Source organism: Microbacterium sp. NPDC089189 (genome assembly GCF_040685095.1).
GTDB lineage: Bacteria > Actinomycetota > Actinomycetes > Actinomycetales > Microbacteriaceae > Microbacterium.
Genome location: NZ_JBFBHG010000006.1, coordinates 93,485 through 111,075, shown reverse-complemented (window position 1 = coordinate 111,075; position 17,591 = coordinate 93,485). Strand labels below are relative to the sequence as shown.

The window sequence follows — 17,591 nt, the reverse complement described above, 5'->3', positions numbered from 1 at the left end:
CTTGCGTCATGATCGATTGCCGAGCACCGCAGCGATGAGCGGCGCGGCGATCCTCGCCTTCTGGGGCGTGTCGATGCTGTTCGTGATCACACCGGGCGCGGACTGGGCCTTCTCCATCACCGCGGGGCTTCATCGTCGGGTGATCCCCGCCGTCGGGGGTCTGCTCGCCGGACACCTCGTCGCCACCGCCGTCGTCGCTGCTGGCGTCGGCACCCTGATAACGAGTACTCTGGGCGCGCTCACCGTGCTCACGGTCGCCGGCTCCGCCTACCTCGTGTGGCTGGGGATCGGAACGCTTCGCCGCCCGACGCGAGTCGACGCGAGCGCCGAAGCCGCCACGGGCTCGGCGTGCCGCTGGTGGTTCCGCGGACTCGGGGTGAGCGGGCTGAACCCGAAAGTGTTCCTGCTGTTCCTCGCGGTGCTGCCGCCCTTCACAGATCCTGACGCACCATGGCCGCTGACAGAACAGATCCTCCTGCTCGGGCTCGTCCACCTCGGCAGCTGCGCCGTCGTCTATCTCATCGTCGGGTTCGGCTCGCGGGCCCTGCTGGGTTCGCGGCCGGTGGCCGCGCGGGTCATCAGCCGATTCTCGGGCTCGGCGATGATTCTGATCGGTGCGTTCCTCCTCGGAGAACGGTTGCTGCACCCCTGACCGGGTTCAGGACGGCACCGCGGGATCATCCGAGTCGGCCGGTATGGGCGGCGGTGACCAGAACTGGCGTGGCGCCGACCGCACGGCCGTCGCCACGGTGTGGTGGAACCAGCGCAGCGCCGGACCTTCGTAGCTCGTGGCGCGCGCGTACAGCCGCACGTCGATGGGCGCCAGATCCACCGGCAGCCGCCGCGAGACCAGCGGCCAGAGCGGGATCCAGTTCTCCGCCAGGCTCGACGGCACGACCGTCACCCACGGCCCGCCGTGAAGAAGCCCCGGCAAGGCTGAGGTGTGCCCCACGGTCAGGTCCGGGGTGATCGTCAGCCCAGCACGCTCCAGGGCGGCCTCGACGCCCGGCGCGGCGGAGTCGCTGGTGGTCGTCAGGTGACGAGCGGCGGTGATGGCGCGGCGGGTGAGGGTCTTCCGCGCGGCGAGCGGGTGGCTCGACGACATGAGCAGGACGTAACGCTCGGTCTTCAGGATGACGCCGTCCTCGACACCGGGCGGCGGGGTCGAGGCGATCGCCAGATCGACCCGCCCCCGCGCGAGCCATTCCGGGAGCGCGCGGACGTCGAGCGGGACGACCTCGACCTCGACCTGCGGCGCGATCGAGGCGATCGAGCGCAGGATGGAGGGAAGGAAGCCCACCTCGCCGAGTTCGGACAACGCGAGACGGAATCGGTGTCGTGCCGTGGCGGGGTCGAAGTCCCGAAGCCCGGCGACGGCGGCGTCGACCCGGCTCAACGCTTCACGGAACTCCGAGTAGAGCGCATCTGCCGCCGGCGTGGCCCGGAGCGAGCGCCCGTCCCGCCCGAAGAGCTGGTCGCCGAGTTCACGCCTCATACGGGTCAGCGACTGACTCACGGCCGACTGCGTCACGAACAGGCGCTCGGCGGCCGCCGTCACCGTACCCGTCTCGTATACGGCGACGAAAACCTTCAGAAGGTTGAGGTCCATGCGGCACGCTCCCTCGCGAAGCCCGATCTGGATTCAGTCAGGCTAATGCACGGTATGACGAACTTTAAGTACGGATGTCGTGTCCAACGCGCAGACTGGCACGCATCACCCACAACGACGCGGGTGGTGACCACGTTCGATCACGGAGGCTCGAAATGGCGAATCGATCAGTTGTCGCGCGGTGGGCTGTCATCGCCGCCGCGGGAACCATGTGCACGGCGGCTCTCGCCGGCTGCTCACCGTCCGGCTCCGAGGCGGAATCTGCGGGATCCGACGAGACGCGCACCATCAACGTCGCCGTTCTCCCCACATCCAACATGGCTGCCGTCTACCTCGGCGTCCAAGAGGGCTTCTTCGCCGACGAGGGGCTCGAACTGAACATGACGACGGTCGGGGGCGGCGCCGAGATGATCGCCGGCCTGCAGGCGGAGTCCTTCGACTTCGTGGTCGCCGGCTACGTCCCGATCTTCGCCGCCGCGGCGAACGGTCTCCCGCTCGCCATCATCTCCGCCAACGACGTCGGTGGAGCGACTCCGGATGAGGAATGGCAAGCGCTCGTCGTCGGTGCCGACTCGTCCGCTCAGTCCGCCGAGGATCTCGAGGGCGCGAAGATCGGCGTCAACGCGCTGAAGGGCGTCGCCGAGGCGACGATCCGGGCGTCGCTGCAGGAGCAGGGGGTGGACGACACCACCGTGCAGTTCGTCGAGATCCCGTTCTCCGAAGTGCCGGCGGCGCTGTCGAACGGCACGGTGGACGCCGCCTTCGGCTCCGAACCCTTCATCACGACGACCCTCGGGGATGGAGGCCGGATCATCGACACCCCGTCTTTCAACCTGGGCGAGAACTTCCCGAACGGTGCCTGGGCGACCTCGGCGCAACTGGCCGAGCGCGACCCGGAGCTCGTCGACCGGTTCACGGCAGCGATCACCGAGTCGCTGGCCTACGCCGCCGACAACGACGACGCCGTGCGGGCGATCCTGCCGACCTACACCGCGCTCACCCCGGAACTCGCCGCCGAGATCCGCCTGCCCATCTTCCGGTCGGAGATCGATCGGGAGCAGCTGGACACCCTCACCGGGATCCTGACCGAGTTCGGTGTCGTGGACTCGGTACCGGACCTGGACGCTCTGATCCGGAACTGAGCATCATGACCGTCGCCACATCGGTCCGGTCGGGGCGCGACGTCCCGCCCGCCGACCGACCCTCCGGTATCGCCACGCGACTGTGGCGGCACCTGGGGTCGCTCGGCGGGGCGGTGACGATCATCGTGCTGCTCGAGATCGTCACCCGGTTCGAGATCCTGCCCTCGCGGTATCTGCCGCCGCCGAGCGTCGTCCTCGCGACCCTGGGCACTCTGCTGCTCGGGGCGGTCGCGTGGCAGGCCATCGGCCTCACCCTTCTGGGCTGGGGGCTGGGCCTCGGAATCGCCACGCTGGTCGCGGTGCCTCTCGGCGTGCTGCTGGGAACGAGCGAACTGGCCTATCGCGCCACCCGCCCGATCATCGAGTTCCTCCGCCCGGTTCCCTCGGTGGCTCTCATCCCGGTCGTCTTCCTGATCTTCCGGCCCGGATCGCTCGAGGGAACGGTCTTCCTCGCGGCGTTCGCCGCGACCTGGCCCCTGCTCGTCCAGGTCATCTACGGCGTGCGCGCCATCAACCCCATCCAGTTGGCCACCGCGCGCTCGTTCCAGATCGACCGGATCCGCACCTTCACACGCGTCGTGCTGCCCGGCGCCACGCCGTACCTGGCGACGGGTCTGCGCATCTCGTCCTCCGTGGCGCTGATCCTCGTCGTCACCGGTCAGATCATCATGGGAGCCCCGGGCATCGGTCTCGAGATCAATCGCGCGCGCGAGGGAGCGAACGTCGCCCAGATGTACGCCTACGTCATCCTCGCGGGCGTGCTCGGACTGCTCCTCAACCAGTTGTTCGCCGCGATCGAACGCCGGTCGCTCCATTGGCACGCCTCTCAGCGGGTGGGGACGCCATGACCGGCAAGAACCGCCTCTCCGTGGCAGCGGAGATCCTCACCCCGGTCCTCGTGGTGCTGGTCATCCTCTGGGCCACGAACGTGGGCACGAGCTTCTTCCTCCCGCCGCTCCAGGACGTCTTCGTCGCGTTCGCCCAGAACTGGGTCTTCGCCCTCGTTCCCACCGAACTCCTCCCGAGCCTCTTCCGCCTGTTCTCGGGCTACCTGATCGCCATCGTCCTGGGGGTGTCGCTGGGCATCCTCATCGGCAAGAGCCCCCGCGTTCGTCGCCAGGCGAGCCCGATCGTCGAGTTCCTCCGCGCCATTCCCCCGCCGGCACTGCTGCCGTTCACCCTGATCGCGTTCGGCACGGGCGATGAGGCGAAGATCATCCTGATCGTCCTGATCTGCGTGTGGCCGATCCTGCTCAACACCGTGGACGGCATCACGGGCGTGGACCTCACCCTGCGCGAGACCGGCGCGAGCTACCGCATCAACCGGTGGGACACCCTCATCCGTGTCGACCTGCGCGCGGCGAGCCCTCAGATCTTCGCCGGCATGCGTGCGGCACTCCCCCTGGCGCTGATCATCATGGTGATCAGCGAGATGGTAGGCGCGACCAATGGAGTCGGCTTCTTCATCGTCCAGGCGCAGCGCACGTTCGCCATCGCGGACATGTGGTCGGGCATCATCCTGCTCGGGCTGCTCGGCTACCTGCTCAATCTCATGTTCACGCTCATCGAGCGGCGGGTGCTGGCGTGGCACCGCGGCGCTCGGGCCGCGGCCCACTGATCGACGGAGGAATCCCATGCTCGTGTTGAACAACGTCGCCAAGCGCTACGGCGACTCCGAGACCGGCACTCTCGCCGTGCAGGATCTCACCTTCGAGATCGGGCGCAACGAGGTCGTCACGATCGTGGGTCCGTCCGGATGCGGGAAGACCACGGTGCTGAAGCTGATGGCCGGGCTCATCAGCCCGTCGAGCGGCACCATCGACGTCGACGGCACACCCGTGACGCGGCCGCCCCAGGAGATCGCCCTGGTGTTCCAGGACTACGTCAACTCGCTCTACCCCTGGATGACGGTGCAGCAGAACGTCGAGTTCCCCCTGGAACGCGCCGTCCGCGACCGGGCGCACCGCCGAGAACGCGTCATGTCGGCCATCGAGTCCGTGGGCCTGCGGGGATTCGAATCGCAGTATCCGTGGCAGCTGTCGGGCGGCATGCAGCAACGCGTCGCCATCGCCCGCGGGCTGGCCTACCAGCCGCAGATGCTGCTCATGGACGAGCCCTTCGGCGCGCTGGACGCGCAGACCCGTGCGGAGCTCGAGGATCTCGTGCTGCAGGTGCGTGCGCAGTTCGGCATCACGATCGTGTTCGTCACACACGACATCGACGAGAGCGTTTACCTGGCCGACCGCGTCCTGGTGATGGGGCCCCGGCCGACCTTCATCGAGGCCGATCTGGCGGTCGGGCTGCCCTCCCCGCGCGATCAGATCGAGACCAAGGAGCTGCCCGAGTTCGCCCGGGTGCGAAGCGACGTCTACCGGCGGATCCGGCGCTCCAGCGACATCATGCGTTCGCGGGCCGGCGCGGCGGTCACCTCATGACGATGACTTCTGCCGCCACCGCCGCGGAGACCGCCGCCGCCCGAGGAGAGGCCCCGATGCCAGAGACGATGACGGTCGGCGAGGCCATCGGACGAGCACTGGCGCACCGCGGCGTCGGGCACGTGTTCGGCGTGGTGGGCAGCGGCAACTTCATGGTCACGCACGGGATGGTCGCCGGCGGCGTCGCGTTCACCGCCGCGCGTCACGAGATGGGGGCGGCATCCATGGCGGATGCGTTCGCGCGCCTCACCGGCCGGGTCTCGGCCGTCAGCGTGCACCAGGGATGCGGTCTCACCAACGCCATGACGGGGATCGGCGAGGCGGCGAAATCGCACACGCCGATGCTGGTCGTCACGGGCGATACCGCCGTGGGACAGGAGGTCGGCAACTTCGTCATCGATCAGGACGCCCTCGTCGCCTCCGTCGGCGCAGTCCCGCGACGGATCCACTCCGCCGCGACCGCCGTCGCCGAGGCCGTCGCGGCGTACGACATCGCGGTGCGCGACCGCGCGACCGTCGTGCTCTCGCTGCCGGTCGACCTGCAGGCCGAACCCTGCCCGCATCCCGACCCGCCGGCCCCGCCGCTTCGCGTGCTGCCGTCCGGCGGCGCTGCGGCAGCCGTCCGAGAGCTCGCGGACCTGCTCGCGACCGCCCGGCGCCCCGTGATCGTCGGCGGCCGCGGTGCACGCGGCGCCTCGACCGAGCTCCGCGCGCTCGCCGCGCGCACCGGCGCGATCCTCGTGCCCTCCGCCGGCGCACGCGGTTTGTTCGCGGACGAGGAATGGGCGCTCGACGTCATGGGCGGCTTCGCCACTCCTGGCGCCCGGGAACTGATCCGAGAGGCGGATGTGCTCGTGGCCTTCGGCGCCGCACTCAACCCGTGGACGACGCACCACGGGACCCTCGCCGTGCAGCCCGTGGTGGTGCAGGTCGACGACCGCGCAGACGCGATCGGGAAGTACCGCGACGTGACGCTCGGGATCCTCGGCGACGTCGGCGCGGTGGCCGCGTCGGTCACAGAGCTCCTCGGGGCGCCGTCGTCGACCCCGGGCGGCTGGCGCACCGCCGCCACGGCGGAGCGGATCCGGCGCGCGCGCTACTGGACGCAGAACCTCCCGGACGAACCGTCGGCCGAGGGGCGCATCGGCGCGGCCGAGCTCACCGGAGCCCTCGACGCCATGATCCCGATCGAACGGGTCGTCGTGCCCGACGGCGGCAACGTCAACATGTACGCGGGAGCATTCTTGCGCGTGCCCGACGACCGCGGGTTCGTGATGCCCCTGTCGTTCCAGGCCATCGGCCTGGGGCTGGCCAACGGCATCGGCGCCGCGATCGCCCGCCCCGACCGGATGACGGTCGTCGGAACCGGCGACGGGTCGTTCATGATGGGCGCGAACGAACTCGACACCGCGGTGCGCGAAGGCCTGGGCATGCTGGTCGTCGTGTACAACGACGACGCGTACGGCGCCGAGGTGCACCTGTTCGCCGACCATCCGGACAAGCAGGACATCGTGCGGTTCCCCGAGACCGATCTGGCGGCCGTAGCTCGCGGGTTCGGTTGCGAGGGCGTCACCGTCCGCACCCTCGGCGATCTCGCTGCCGTCCAGGAATGGCTGGACGGACCGCGCAGGACACCGCTCGTGGTCGATGCGAAGGTCACCGGCAGCGCGTCGCCGCTCATGGCGGACTCCGCCGCGCACTGAGTCTTACTGCTCACCGCCGGCGCCGGAATGGCGCGGCGTGAGTAGCCTCGGGGACGGGGACGGCCGCTGTGGGAGCGCGCCGCCCTTTCACCGGGAGTGGGCAAGGGATGTTCGCACGTGTCACGGGGGCCGCGGCGTCCGTTCTGTCCGTTCGCGCCGCGCGGACCCGCCTGCTGGCGCTCGTCGCGGGCGGTGCGCTCATCGCCGGCTCCGGCCTCGTGTCCGGCATCTCGCCCTCAGCGCAGGCGGCGACTCCCCCGACCGACATCGTCACGCTCGAGCGCTCGCTCACGATCACCCCGTCGACACCGGCGAAGTCGTGGACGGTGCCAGCAGCGATCGCCGGCGCCATCGACGTCACCGTCGTGGGGGCACCCGGCACCGGTCTGCAGGGTGGGGGCGCCGCGGCAGCGTTCGACTTCAGCGCCACGCGCCCGGCCGGCGAGCAGTGGTCCTTCGTCTTCGGCGCGCAGAACGCCCAGTCCTTCGCGTCGCTCGCCGGCGGCGCGGGCATCGGGCTCCCGGCGCTGCGCCCCGGTGAGGCCGACATCTGGGCGTGGCCGTGGAAGGCGGCGCGACAGAGCGGGGCGAATGGCGGAGATGCCACCGCCATCATCGCGGGCGCCGGTGGAGCGCGCTGCGACAGCGATGCCGAGGTGCTGGCCGTCGCCGGCGGCGGAGGCGGCGGCAGCGGTGAATCCCGCGTGTGGAGCGTCGGCAGCGTCCTCGCGAACGCGGCCTACCGGGGCGGGGAACCGGGCCGCGATGCCCGCGCATGGGTGCGCGGCACGGCGCTCAGCGCGGGGGCGCTGTGCGCCACCGTCGGCACGAACAGCCGTGGCGCCGAGCCGCAAGGCGAAGACCTCTTCCGTCACGCCGGGGGCGGCGGAGGCGGCGGAGGCGTGACCGCGGGCGACGGCGGCGGCCCCGACCGCATCGACCACGGCTTCTTCCGCGACGACTTCACCTCGGCCGGCGGCGGGCAGGGCGGCAGCAACTACCTCTCCCCCAGCATCTGCGGCAACTGCGCCGACCGGGAGGCGCGCCCCTCGCGCAGCGGACAGTCGATCACGCTGCGGTGGCAGGAGAAGCACACCCCCGTGATCACGGCCGACCGCCCCAACAACCCGCTCATCGTGCGCGTCGTGAGCGCCGAGACCGGCCAGCCGCTGCCCGGCACGATCACGATCGGACGTGAGGACGGCACCCCCATCCTCACCACGCCGAACGGTGTCGGCCGATGGAGCATCGATGCGCTCGCGCACATCAGCGAGATCAACGTGATCGACCGCAGCGACGACGACGAGTACATGGGCTACGAGAACATCACGATCGCGTACACGCCCGACATCCCCACCGCCCGCGGCGGGCAGATCGTGCACCTGATCGAGAGCGTCGAGGCCACGACCACCGTGACGACGCAGGTGCGTCGTCAGGCGGACGGCACCTTCCTGCTCGTCGCTCGCTGGGATGCCCTCGTCGGGTCGAGCGCGGTCGACCTCGACGGGCACAGCATCGAGGTGCGCGCGAACCCGCCCCGTACCTTCGACGACACCGTCGCGACGCTTCCGCTGCTGCGCTCCGCCTCGCTTCCCGAGAACGCGCGGTGCGTCGCCATCCGCATGGATGCGCCGGACACCACAGACATCGGCCTCGTGTTCCACGAGACGAAGACCCTGTGGCGGTCGTCCTCCCAGACGCGTGTCGACGCGACGACGCCGCAGGGCGACATCGGCATCGACTGCGGCGCGCCCGTCGACCTCGTCGTCGATGCGCCCCCGCCGCCGCCGGAGACACCCGTCGACGAGGGGGAGTGGCCGACCGGGCCCGACTGGCACTGGACCGGCACCGAAGAGGTCGCCTACGACCGGCCCCCGAGCGGGTATGAGCCCGGCAAGGTCGTCATCCAGCGCACGTACTGGACGGGCGGCGGCGAAGAGAACCGCTACGTCGTCCACTACTACTACGACAACACGTACGCCGGCTACGCCACGTACGACCACTCCGGGTGGGGTCTCGCGCTGCCACCGCTCACCCCGGGCGAGCACACCGTGCAGGCCGTGTTCACCCCGATCGAGACCACCGGCGGCGAGGCTGTCGTCGACGGCGGCGTCGGCCCGGTGCACACGTTCACGGTGCCCGCGGACTCGACGTCCGTCACGCTCGCGGCGTCCGCCGACGACGCGGATGCGGCGGGGGTGCGGCGCGCGGCCGCGACGGATGACGAGGAGCTGACCGCGGGAGAGCCGTTGCAGCTGAAGGCCCAGGTACGCGGCGACGGGATCGAACGCGTCGACGGCGGGCTCGTCGCGTTCTACGACGATGAGCTTCTCATCGGGCACGCCCCGGTGGTCGAGGGCACCGCGACCCTCGGCGGTGTGCACCTCGACGGCATGAGCAACCGGGTGCGCGCCGCATATCTCGGCGTCGACGGCGTGACCCTGCCGAGCGAGTCCGACCGGCAGACCGTGGCCTACGGCGAGACCGGGGTCGAGCTCGATGTCCAGGGCGCCCTCGACACCCTGGTCGCCGACGCCGATGGCCAGATCGTCTTCACCGCCCGCGCGGTGAGCGGCGACCGCGCGCCGTCGGGCACGCTCTCGCTGCGGTCCGAGCAGGATCACGAACTCCTCCTCTTCTCCGACGCGGATGCGGTCCCCGGCGTCGACGGCCGCTCGCTGAGCTGGGCTCTCCCCCTGTCGGTCCTCAGCGCCGACGCGCACGTGCTGCAGGCGTCGTTCGAGGGAGACCCCGGCTTCGCCGACACCAGGTCGGCGACGTGGACGACCACGGTCGAGAAGCGACCTTCCACCGTCTCGGCCGTCCCATCGGCACCGCGGGGTGCCACGATCGGCCTCGACGTCGCCGCATCCATCGACGACGAGGGCAAGACGGCGCGGTTCGCCGGCGACCAGCCGAGCGGGGACGTCCGCGTCTGGGCGGGTGACGAGCTGATCGCACAGGGCTTCGTCCTCGACGGAACGGGCACGGTCGACGTCCCGGCGGATGCGGCAGGCCGAGCGGGCGGGCAGCTCCGTGTCGAGTTCCTTCCGGCGAGCTACGACACCGCGGCGTCCGAGACGTCCGTCCGCATCCAGGCGGCCGCCGCGGGCCTCGCGACCACCGGCGCCGAGGTTCCGGTTCCCGCCTCGCTCGGCATCGTCGGTGCGCTGCTCCTGTTGGGAGCCGGTCTCGTCTGGGCGGGAAGACGGCGAGCGCGGACGACGCTCGGCTGAGTCCGGGCGGGCACGCGTCCCAGGTTCCACGGTCGACGAGCCGTCGATTCGGCACCCTCGCTGGCTACCGCCCGCTGAGCGCACGAGCCGATAGCGTTGAGGGGCACCAGAGAGCGAAGGCCATTCGTCTGGTGCGCGTCATGGGAGGGGCAGCATGCGCAGATACCGCTTCTCGAGCCACGGACGGAACAGGGTGCTTGTCGCCGCCGTGTGCGTCGTCGCGCTCGGCCTGGCCGCCGGCAGTCTCACCTCCTGTGCGGCCGAGCAGGAGCCGCTGGAGTTCCCGGCGGTCTCGTGGGAGGACGGCACCCCAGCCGGTCCGCTGGAAGCCGACCCGTGGGTACAGGGCGTGCGTGCGGAGCTCGAGGCGGAGGCGGTAGCCCGCAATCGGCTCGACTTCAGCATCCCCGAGTTCGCACAGACGGCGACACAGACGTACATCAATCGCGTCGCTTCGGATGCCATCACCGACGTTTCCCAGCATGGGGCCACCGACCTGTACCCCGGGCCACTCCCCTTCGTTCCCGTCGAGGTCAGGGTCGGATACGACGGCAAGGACGACGACGCGGCAGAAGTACGAGGCTGTGTAGCGACCGACTGGACCACGGAATCCGGCAAACCCGCTGACGATCTCACCGCGAGGGGTATCGCATACAGACTGACACGGGATTCGGGGGGACTTGTGAAAGTCGATTCGACCCTCGCGCTTCATGACCTTGACTGCACGGCCCTCGATCCGCTGCCTGTCGCTCTGTTCACCCCCGCGCCCGAGCCATCCGGGATCACCGAGGTATACGACATCACCCGGCCCAGCGGCACCAAGGTCGGCGGCAGCAGCTAACCCGGGATCGAACTCGATCCGCTCACGTCAGCACGCTCCCCGCACGCCGCCGGGGCGCGCTCACTCGGTCCGGCTTCCGATGGGCCACGGTTCGTAGACCACGTCTGCGAAGGCCGCCACCTCGCGGCGCAGACGCGCGGCGATACCGGCGCCCTCGTCCCGCCACCGGTCCGCGTTGTCGGCGTTGTCCCACCCCTCGATCGGATCGAAGTGCGCCTCCCACAGCGCATTCCACGCGGCCATGTCTCGCGTCAGCTCGGCAGACAGCCCGTACATCTCAGGCGTCGTCGTGTAGCCGACGTCCCAGGTCGGAGTGGAGTTCTCCCACAACGGCCAGTCGCGTGAGTAGTCGGGGAACAGCCGGATGGTGCGGCGCTGCGGGACCTCCTGCGTCATATCCACACCCGCTCAGCTGGGCAGCGGTTCGGGGCGTGTGAGCCCCGCGTAGGGCTCGAGGCGGCGTTCGAACTCCGCGCGATCCGCCTCCGGGAGCAGCGCGTTGGCGCCGTAGAGGAACGAGATCGCGTTCGGCTGCCAGCCGTATTCCTCCGAGCCTTCGGCCTGCTCGGTGAACCGACCGTCCCGGTCGAGCGACAGATCGGTGATCGTGAACCACAGCCACTGGCCGCTCTCTCCGTCGAGTGAGCCCGCCACCGTCACCGACTCCGCCGGGATCGCGGACCCGAAGGCCTCGGCGAGCTCGGCATCCGTCATGTCGCCTCGGTCGTGATCGAGCGTCAGCTCGCCGTAGCCGTGGCGCGCGGCCACCTCAGCGATGATCGCCAGCACCCGCTCCTTCTCACCCCAGGTCGCCGGCACCGTCGTGGACTGTCGACTGTTGATGTTGAGCGTCGAGAGCATCGAGGTGCCGCCGTAGTAGTTCTGTGCGGGGAAGGCGATGTCGTCGCCGTTAGGCGTCGGCGGCGGCGCCCATTCCAGGCCGAACTCGGCCGAGAGCGCGTCCTCGATCTCCTGCATGAGCGCGCGCCCCGAGGCCTCGCCCTCTTCGAGCGACGGGCCCGCCAGAACCTCGGACGGCTCCAACTCGGGGACACCGGGATAGTCCCGCCAGAACACCTCGCGCGTGCCCTCGGTGGTCTCGACCGTCGTGACGACCCCTCGCGCGCTCTCGGTGATCATCACCGCGATCGCCGCCGCCGGCGCCCCCACGACGACCGCCCCGACGGCGATCGACGCGACGACGACGATGCGACGCGGTGACACCGCGCGCGCTCCTTCGGATGTGGCCGACACGAGCGCGCCCCATGCCACCTGGCGCCGGGAGATACCGAGCTCCTCCGCGCCGGCGAGGTCGGCGAGCCACTCCTCGCGGCGGGTCTGGCGCCGCGCTCGCGGCAGAAGACACACCGCGACGGCCACGAGGAACCGCGCGCCGTTCATCGCCCGAGTCCGAACGCCAGGCGCGGCGTCGCTGACGCGACCGCTCGGGGCTGGCGTGCCGCCACGACGGCGGCGGCTTCTACACGCCCCACGTCGGTCAGGCGGTAGTACCGCCGACGCGGACCCGTATGCGCCGAGTCGCCCTCCCACTCCCCCGTGATCCATCCCAGATCTTCCAGGCGCGACAGGATCGGATAGACGGTGCCCGGCGCCCGCTCGACAGCCTTCGCAAGGGCCAGCCCCCAGACCGGCTCTCGCGCATCCAGAAGCACGCGCACGACGTCGAGGGTGGGAACGGTGACCCGGGTGAGACCTGGCATGGCGCTTATTCTATATATCTAGAACAGTCTGCGCGCGCTTCTCCGGGGTGACGCTCAGCATCCGTCGCTCCACGGCCGCCGCGCGATACCCTCGTTCGCGAGCGATCTGCTCGGCGAGGGGATGAGGAACCATGACGCGCGTGTGGCTATCGACCTGGGAGTGGGCGTGCTGCGGCGAGCCGTTCGCGGTCGGCGACCACGTCGACTTCGGGATCTCATCCCGCGAGCTCGAGGACTGGTTCACGCAGACACTGGGCGCCGCTCTGTCGAGCACCGTCGACGCGGTCGAGTCGCATCACGAAGTCGAGTTCACCGATCGCGTCTCGGGCATCGTCACGGCCGTGCACGCGGTGTCGCAGGGGTTCGTCGAGCGGCGCGAGCTCCGTCGTCCCGGACACGGCGCACCGCGCGACGCCGTCGCGCCCGCGGCAGGCGAGGAATGGCCGATCGTCTCGACCGTCGGCAACGGCTTCATGGCCGTCAGCCGACCGAGCCGATACGTGACGGTGTCCGAACCCGTGCCCGACTCCGCTGAGCTTCACGAGATGCAGGGTGTGCGGCGAGCAGGAGAGAAGGCGGTCGACGAGTCGGATGACGCACCGCCGGCCGACGCGGAGCCACCGGCGGAAGCGCGAACACGGAGCATCGCGGGGTGGCTCGTCGACGTCGATGAGGGCGCTGCGGCGACCTAGTCGTGAACGCGGACCGTCCCTGACGCGGCGATCGACTGCGGGGCGATCGACTACGGGGCGTGCGGGCGGGTCAGCGCATCGACGATGACCCGGGGGTCGACGTCGATGTTGTCAGCGGCGATCGAGCGCCGGCGCCGACGGCCGCCGTCCTCCCGGATGAACTCCACGCGCGCCGCCTGCAGGCCCGATGCGGGGATGATCTCGGCGCTGGTTCCCTCCCGGCTCCACTCCTCGGCACGGATCCGGGGTGCCAGTGCCGACGGCCGGTCGAGAGCCGGGAAGAGCACGGCGTCGGGGGTGATCGTCACCGCGACCTCGGGCACGTGCGGCTGCCGCCGAAGCTGACGCACTCCCAGCGCTCCGAGCGCGGTGGGGACCAGGAGCAGCGCGACCGCGGCGAAGATGAGGGGCGCGTTGATGCCGTCGGCGGCGGTCGCCGCAGCGATGAGGGGCACGAGCACGAGGAGCCCGAACAGCATCCCGAGGATCACCAGCAGGATGCCCTGCCGGCGCACGAGGCGCCGAAGCGTCTGCTCGACGGCAGCTCGGCCGGACTCGTCGTAGCGCACCACCAGCGTCAGGTCAGAGGTCATCGATCCCCCGCGGCGGGTTCCCCGGTCCCGTCGCCGGTGTCGTGCACATATGTCCACCCGTTGAGCTCATCTTCGCGGATGGTTTCGTCGACCAGACGCGCACGGCGCATGACATCGGCAGCATCGGAGACCACTTGATCTTCCGTAGGGCGCACCATATGCCGACGCGCCTCGGCGACGGCGTCGTCGAGCGCTCGACGACGCTCCTCGTCGAGCGGCTCGGGCGGGTCCGCGAGAAGTTGCATCTGGGAACCGAAGGACGCACGCCACTGCGGGTCCGCCAGCAGGGTGCGCAGCGGTCGCTTCCCGCTCGCGACCAGACGCAGTCGGCTGGCGTACGCCGCGTCGTCCGTCGCGTCGGCGAGCTCGATGAGCCGCGCCTGGAGCTGCCGCGCAAAGTCGTCGCCTGTGTTGCGCAGTAGTGCAGGGGAAACGTCGGGTCGGTCCACGTCAGGCCTCCGGAAGCGGAACGAACTCAATGGCCGTGGTCGCGGAGCCGAGGGTCGCACCGGCCGCGATGGCCGTCGAGGTAGCGGTCATCATCACGCCCCACGCGGCGGAGAATGCCTCCACGGCCGCGATCACCGCCGAGACGATGGCGGCGGGAGCCATCCCACCGAGGGTGAAGAGTGCGGCGATGGCCTCGGCGACCGACGACACCCCCATAGCTGCGGCGATCACCGCATCGACGAGGGCGTCGATCGCCGAGAGCATGGCCTGGCACGCCCCGAACGCGGCCCACGCAGCGTTGGTGTACTTCGCCTCAAGATCGCCGTAGACCTCAGGCTGAGCTGCGAACGCCGCCACCAGCTCCGCGAAGTACTCTCCCGCACGGTCTGCGCCGTCGCCGCTCGTCCAGGCGGCGAAGACGTCGACGGCGAGGTTCTGAACAGCCGCGGAGAGCTCTGCGAAGAACTCACCCATATGGCCGAAGGCGCTACCTGCCAGCGCGACTTTGTCCCAGTCGCCGCTGATTTTCTGGGCGAGGAACTCGAAAACGTCCTGACCGCCGGTCCATCCCGGTTGGACCAGCTGGATCACGCCGTTGATGATCTGGCGAGCCCAGAAGGACAACGAAAGGTAGTCGGGCCAGTTGATGACGCCCCAGACAACCTGGAAGGCCGGATCTGCCAGTGAGGACTCCGGCGCCACGAGTGCACCGACGGGTGAGGTGAAGGCGAGGCTCTGACGGGACGAGCTGGCGTCCAGCGGAACGGTCGCCGCCGAGGGGTCGAGGTCGGCGAAGAGGTCGCGAACATCGACCTGGGCGTCGTGCTCGGTGTCATCGAAGCGCTGCGCGACATCATCCAACGCGCTCTGCGTTGCGACCATCAACGCCTTGGAGCGCAGGAGCCCGGACTCGACCTGCACCGCAAAAGAACTGTGCTCGGCAAGGAGCCAGTCCATCAACGCGCCGGCGACCCACGACTGCGACGTGTCGATGTTGGCATCGAAGTACTCCAGCGCCCGATTCCCATCGGCCGCAAGCTGCCCGGATGCCTCGCCCCCACCGCGAACGACGGATGTGTCGACCTCGATGGTCATGCGCGTCTCCCCCCGGTTTCGTGGTCAGCCTACACAGCGGCCTCCACGGCTTCGCAGACGTTTCCACAGGGCGCTCGGCACGCACGCACGTCGGGATCGTCGTGCGATCCTTCGGGGGTCTCGGCGGACGGGATCGTCGACGCCCGCGTAAATCCGGGGCGAAACGGCCCGGCAGCCCTGCTCAAGACCCTTTCATCACGCGGCGGACCAGCCACTCGGCGTTCGGCGAGTGGTACCATTTTCGGTACAACTCCGGGAGGACTCATGGCCATCACCGCAAGCGAGGCACGCCGCGACCTTTTCGGCCTCATCGAGCGCGTCAACCTCGACCACACGGAGATCGAGATCACCTCGAAGCGAGGCTCCGCCGTGCTCATGTCGAAAGACGAGTACGACTCCCTCGTCGAGACGAGCTATCTGCTCCGCTCCCCCGAGAACGCCCGTCGCCTCCTGAGCGCCCTGGCAAGCGCTCGCGACGGCGAGATCGAAGAACGCGACCTTCTCGAGCCGTGAGCGACCGCAAGCTGGCCTGGACAGCCGAGGGGTGGCAGGACTACCTCTATTGGCAGACGCAGGACCGCAAGACACTGCGCCGCATCAACCAGCTCATCGCCGACATACTCCGCGGCGATCCATTCGAGGGAATCGGCAAACCCGAAGCCCTCAAGCACGCCCTCGCCGGCGCCTGGTCACGTCGCATCGACGAGGCGAATCGCCTCGTCTACATCGCGAGTGACACCCACATCACGATCCTGCAGGCGCGCTACCACTACTGAATCGACTACTTGTTAGCCAACGCCCGCGTCGTTCCGGGGCAAAACAGCCCGTTCAGTTGTTGAAGCGGAACTCCACCACGTCGCCGTCCTGCATGACGTAGTCCTTGCCCTCGAGCCGGGCCTTGCCCTTGGCGCGGGCTTCGACGACCGAGCCGGTCGCGACGAGGTCGTCGAACGAGATGACCTCGGCCTTGATGAAGCCCTTCTCGAAGTCGGTGTGGATCACACCGGCCGCCTGCGGGGCTTTCGATCCCTTGGGGATCGTCCACGCGCGCGACTCCTTCGGCCCCGCGGTGAGGTAGGTCTGCAGACCCAGCGTGTCGAAGCCGATGCGCGCCAGCTGGTCGAGACCCGACTCGTCCTGTCCGGTCGAGGCCAGCAGCTCAGCGGCCTCCTCGGGGTCGAGATCGATCAGCTCCGACTCGATCTTCGCGTCGAGGAACACGGCCTGTGCCGGCGCGACGAGGGCCGACAGCTCCGCCTTGCGTGCGTCATCCGTCAGCACCGCCTCATCCACGTTGAAGACGTAGATGAACGGCTTGGCGGTCAGCAGACCGAGCTCGCGGATGGGGGTGAGGTCGATCGAGGAGCCCGACAGCAGGTTGCCGCGCTCGAGCGCGTCCTTCGCGGCGGTCGCGGCCTCGAGCACCGAGGGGTCGAGCTTCTTGCCGCGCACCTCCTTCTCGTAACGCGCGATCGCCTTCTCGAGCGTCTGCAGATCGGCGAGCGCGAGCTCGGCGTTGATCGTCTCGAGGTCGTTCTTGGGATTCACCGCGCCATCGACGTGCACCACGTCGTCGTCGGCGAAGCCGCGTACTACCTGGGCGATCGCGTCGGCCTCGCGGATGTTAGCGAGGAACTGGTTGCCCAAACCCTCACCCTCGCTCGCGCCGCGCACGATGCCCGCGATGTCGACGAACGACACCGTCGCCGGCAGGATGCGCTCGCTGCCGAAGACCTCGGCGAGCTTCACCAGCCGCGGGTCGGGCAGATTCACGACCCCGATATTCGGCTCGATCGTGGCGAACGGGTAGTTCGCCGCGAGAACCTGATTCTTGGTCAGTGCGTTGAAGAGCGTGGACTTGCCCACGTTAGGGAGACCGACGATTCCGATGGTAAGTGCCACGGGACCCCAGTCTACGTGGCGCCGGCCCCGCGCCCGTCGCCCTGCTCCCCTCCCCCGTTCCTCTAGGCGTCGCGCCCTCGCCAGCCCATCCACATCCCATCGCCCCGCCATTCGCGCCACATCACGTCGCCCCGCCACCCATCGCCCCGCCACCCACGGGAGGAGATCGAGC

Annotated in this window: 19 protein-coding genes; 11 read left to right on the top strand and 8 right to left on the bottom strand. The window is 69.7% G+C overall.

Going from position 1 to position 17,591, the window contains the following annotated elements; translation table 11 throughout:
* The first annotated feature begins 34 nt into the window (after window positions 1-34).
* Complete coding sequence (locus tag AB0N73_RS05315) at window positions 35-652, top strand: LysE family translocator (protein WP_363561109.1); 618 nt, start codon at window positions 35-37, stop codon at window positions 650-652.
* Between the two features lie 6 nt (window positions 653-658).
* On the opposite strand, the gene AB0N73_RS05310 is transcribed toward AB0N73_RS05315, so the two are convergent.
* Window positions 659-1,609 (bottom strand): LysR family transcriptional regulator, encoded by a 951-nt coding sequence (locus AB0N73_RS05310; protein ID WP_363561107.1) that lies wholly within the window; start codon window positions 1,607-1,609, stop codon window positions 659-661.
* A gap of 155 nt (window positions 1,610-1,764) precedes the next feature.
* On the opposite strand from AB0N73_RS05310, the gene AB0N73_RS05305 reads away from it, so the two are divergent.
* The 7 genes from AB0N73_RS05305 (at window position 1,765) to AB0N73_RS05275 (ending at window position 10,966) form a co-directional block, all read left to right on the top strand.
* On the top strand, window positions 1,765-2,751 hold the full coding sequence (locus tag AB0N73_RS05305; protein ID WP_363561105.1) for an ABC transporter substrate-binding protein: 987 nt from the start codon (window positions 1,765-1,767) through the stop codon (window positions 2,749-2,751).
* A 5-nt stretch (window positions 2,752-2,756) separates the two neighbouring features.
* Complete coding sequence (locus tag AB0N73_RS05300) at window positions 2,757-3,599, top strand: ABC transporter permease (protein WP_363561103.1); 843 nt, start codon at window positions 2,757-2,759, stop codon at window positions 3,597-3,599.
* Window positions 3,596-4,369 (top strand): ABC transporter permease, encoded by a 774-nt coding sequence (locus tag AB0N73_RS05295; protein WP_363561101.1) that lies wholly within the window; start codon window positions 3,596-3,598, stop codon window positions 4,367-4,369. The genes AB0N73_RS05300 and AB0N73_RS05295 overlap by 4 nt, the downstream gene beginning before the upstream one ends.
* 16 nt (window positions 4,370-4,385) lie before the next feature.
* Entirely contained in the window at window positions 4,386-5,186 is an 801-nt protein-coding gene (locus tag AB0N73_RS05290) for an ABC transporter ATP-binding protein (protein ID WP_363561099.1), read from the top strand.
* 56 nt (window positions 5,187-5,242) lie between these two features.
* Window positions 5,243-6,889 (top strand): thiamine pyrophosphate-binding protein, encoded by a 1,647-nt coding sequence (locus AB0N73_RS05285; RefSeq protein WP_363561097.1) that lies wholly within the window; start codon window positions 5,243-5,245, stop codon window positions 6,887-6,889.
* Window positions 6,890-6,996: 107 nt separating this feature from the next.
* Window positions 6,997-10,125 (top strand): hypothetical protein, encoded by a 3,129-nt coding sequence (locus AB0N73_RS05280; RefSeq protein WP_363561095.1) that lies wholly within the window; start codon window positions 6,997-6,999, stop codon window positions 10,123-10,125.
* 193 nt (window positions 10,126-10,318) lie between these two features.
* A complete protein-coding gene (locus AB0N73_RS05275; protein ID WP_363561093.1) occupies window positions 10,319-10,966 on the top strand; it encodes a hypothetical protein in 648 nt (215 codons plus the stop codon).
* A 60-nt stretch (window positions 10,967-11,026) separates the two neighbouring features.
* Here the strand turns inward: AB0N73_RS05275 and AB0N73_RS05270 are convergent, their stop codons facing one another.
* From AB0N73_RS05270 to AB0N73_RS05260, 3 genes are read right to left on the bottom strand one after another with little or no spacing between them, the layout of a single operon-like run.
* Window positions 11,027-11,362 (bottom strand): hypothetical protein, encoded by a 336-nt coding sequence (locus AB0N73_RS05270; RefSeq protein WP_363561091.1) that lies wholly within the window; start codon window positions 11,360-11,362, stop codon window positions 11,027-11,029.
* Between the two features lie 12 nt (window positions 11,363-11,374).
* Window positions 11,375-12,367: a hypothetical protein gene (locus AB0N73_RS05265; RefSeq protein WP_363561089.1), complete on the bottom strand. Its 993-nt coding sequence runs from the start codon at window positions 12,365-12,367 to the stop codon at window positions 11,375-11,377.
* Entirely contained in the window at window positions 12,364-12,687 is a 324-nt protein-coding gene (locus tag AB0N73_RS05260; RefSeq protein WP_363561087.1) for a PadR family transcriptional regulator, read from the bottom strand. Before AB0N73_RS05260 ends, AB0N73_RS05265 begins: the two co-directional genes overlap by 4 nt.
* Window positions 12,688-12,818: 131 nt before the next feature.
* On the opposite strand from AB0N73_RS05260, the gene AB0N73_RS05255 reads away from it, so the two are divergent.
* A complete protein-coding gene (locus tag AB0N73_RS05255; protein WP_363561085.1) occupies window positions 12,819-13,379 on the top strand; it encodes a DUF6578 domain-containing protein in 561 nt (186 codons plus the stop codon).
* 50 nt (window positions 13,380-13,429) lie between these two features.
* Here AB0N73_RS05255 and AB0N73_RS05250 read toward each other — a convergent pair whose 3' ends face one another.
* From AB0N73_RS05250 to AB0N73_RS05240, 3 genes are read right to left on the bottom strand one after another with little or no spacing between them, the layout of a single operon-like run.
* Window positions 13,430-13,972, bottom strand: coding sequence for a hypothetical protein (locus tag AB0N73_RS05250; protein WP_363561083.1), 543 nt, complete (start codon window positions 13,970-13,972; stop codon window positions 13,430-13,432).
* Window positions 13,969-14,421, bottom strand: a complete 453-nt coding sequence (locus AB0N73_RS05245; RefSeq protein ID WP_363561081.1) for a hypothetical protein — start codon at window positions 14,419-14,421, stop codon at window positions 13,969-13,971. The genes AB0N73_RS05250 and AB0N73_RS05245 overlap by 4 nt, the downstream gene beginning before the upstream one ends.
* A gap of 1 nt (window position 14,422) precedes the next feature.
* Window positions 14,423-15,517: a hypothetical protein gene (locus tag AB0N73_RS05240; protein ID WP_363561079.1), complete on the bottom strand. Its 1,095-nt coding sequence runs from the start codon at window positions 15,515-15,517 to the stop codon at window positions 14,423-14,425.
* A 264-nt stretch (window positions 15,518-15,781) separates the two neighbouring features.
* Here AB0N73_RS05240 and AB0N73_RS05235 point away from each other — a divergent pair, with 264 nt between their 5' ends.
* Together AB0N73_RS05235 and AB0N73_RS05230 are read left to right on the top strand one after the other, a co-directional pair.
* On the top strand, window positions 15,782-16,030 hold the full coding sequence (locus tag AB0N73_RS05235; RefSeq protein ID WP_363561077.1) for a type II toxin-antitoxin system prevent-host-death family antitoxin: 249 nt from the start codon (window positions 15,782-15,784) through the stop codon (window positions 16,028-16,030).
* Window positions 16,027-16,293: a Txe/YoeB family addiction module toxin gene (locus AB0N73_RS05230; RefSeq protein WP_363561075.1), complete on the top strand. Its 267-nt coding sequence runs from the start codon at window positions 16,027-16,029 to the stop codon at window positions 16,291-16,293. Before AB0N73_RS05235 ends, AB0N73_RS05230 begins: the two co-directional genes overlap by 4 nt.
* A gap of 52 nt (window positions 16,294-16,345) precedes the next feature.
* Here AB0N73_RS05230 and ychF read toward each other — a convergent pair whose 3' ends face one another.
* The gene (ychF, locus tag AB0N73_RS05225) at window positions 16,346-17,419 is read right to left on the bottom strand and encodes a redox-regulated ATPase YchF (RefSeq protein ID WP_363561073.1); all 1,074 of its coding nucleotides are present in this window, start codon (window positions 17,417-17,419) and stop codon (window positions 16,346-16,348) included.
* Window positions 17,420-17,591: the final 172 nt, after the last annotated feature.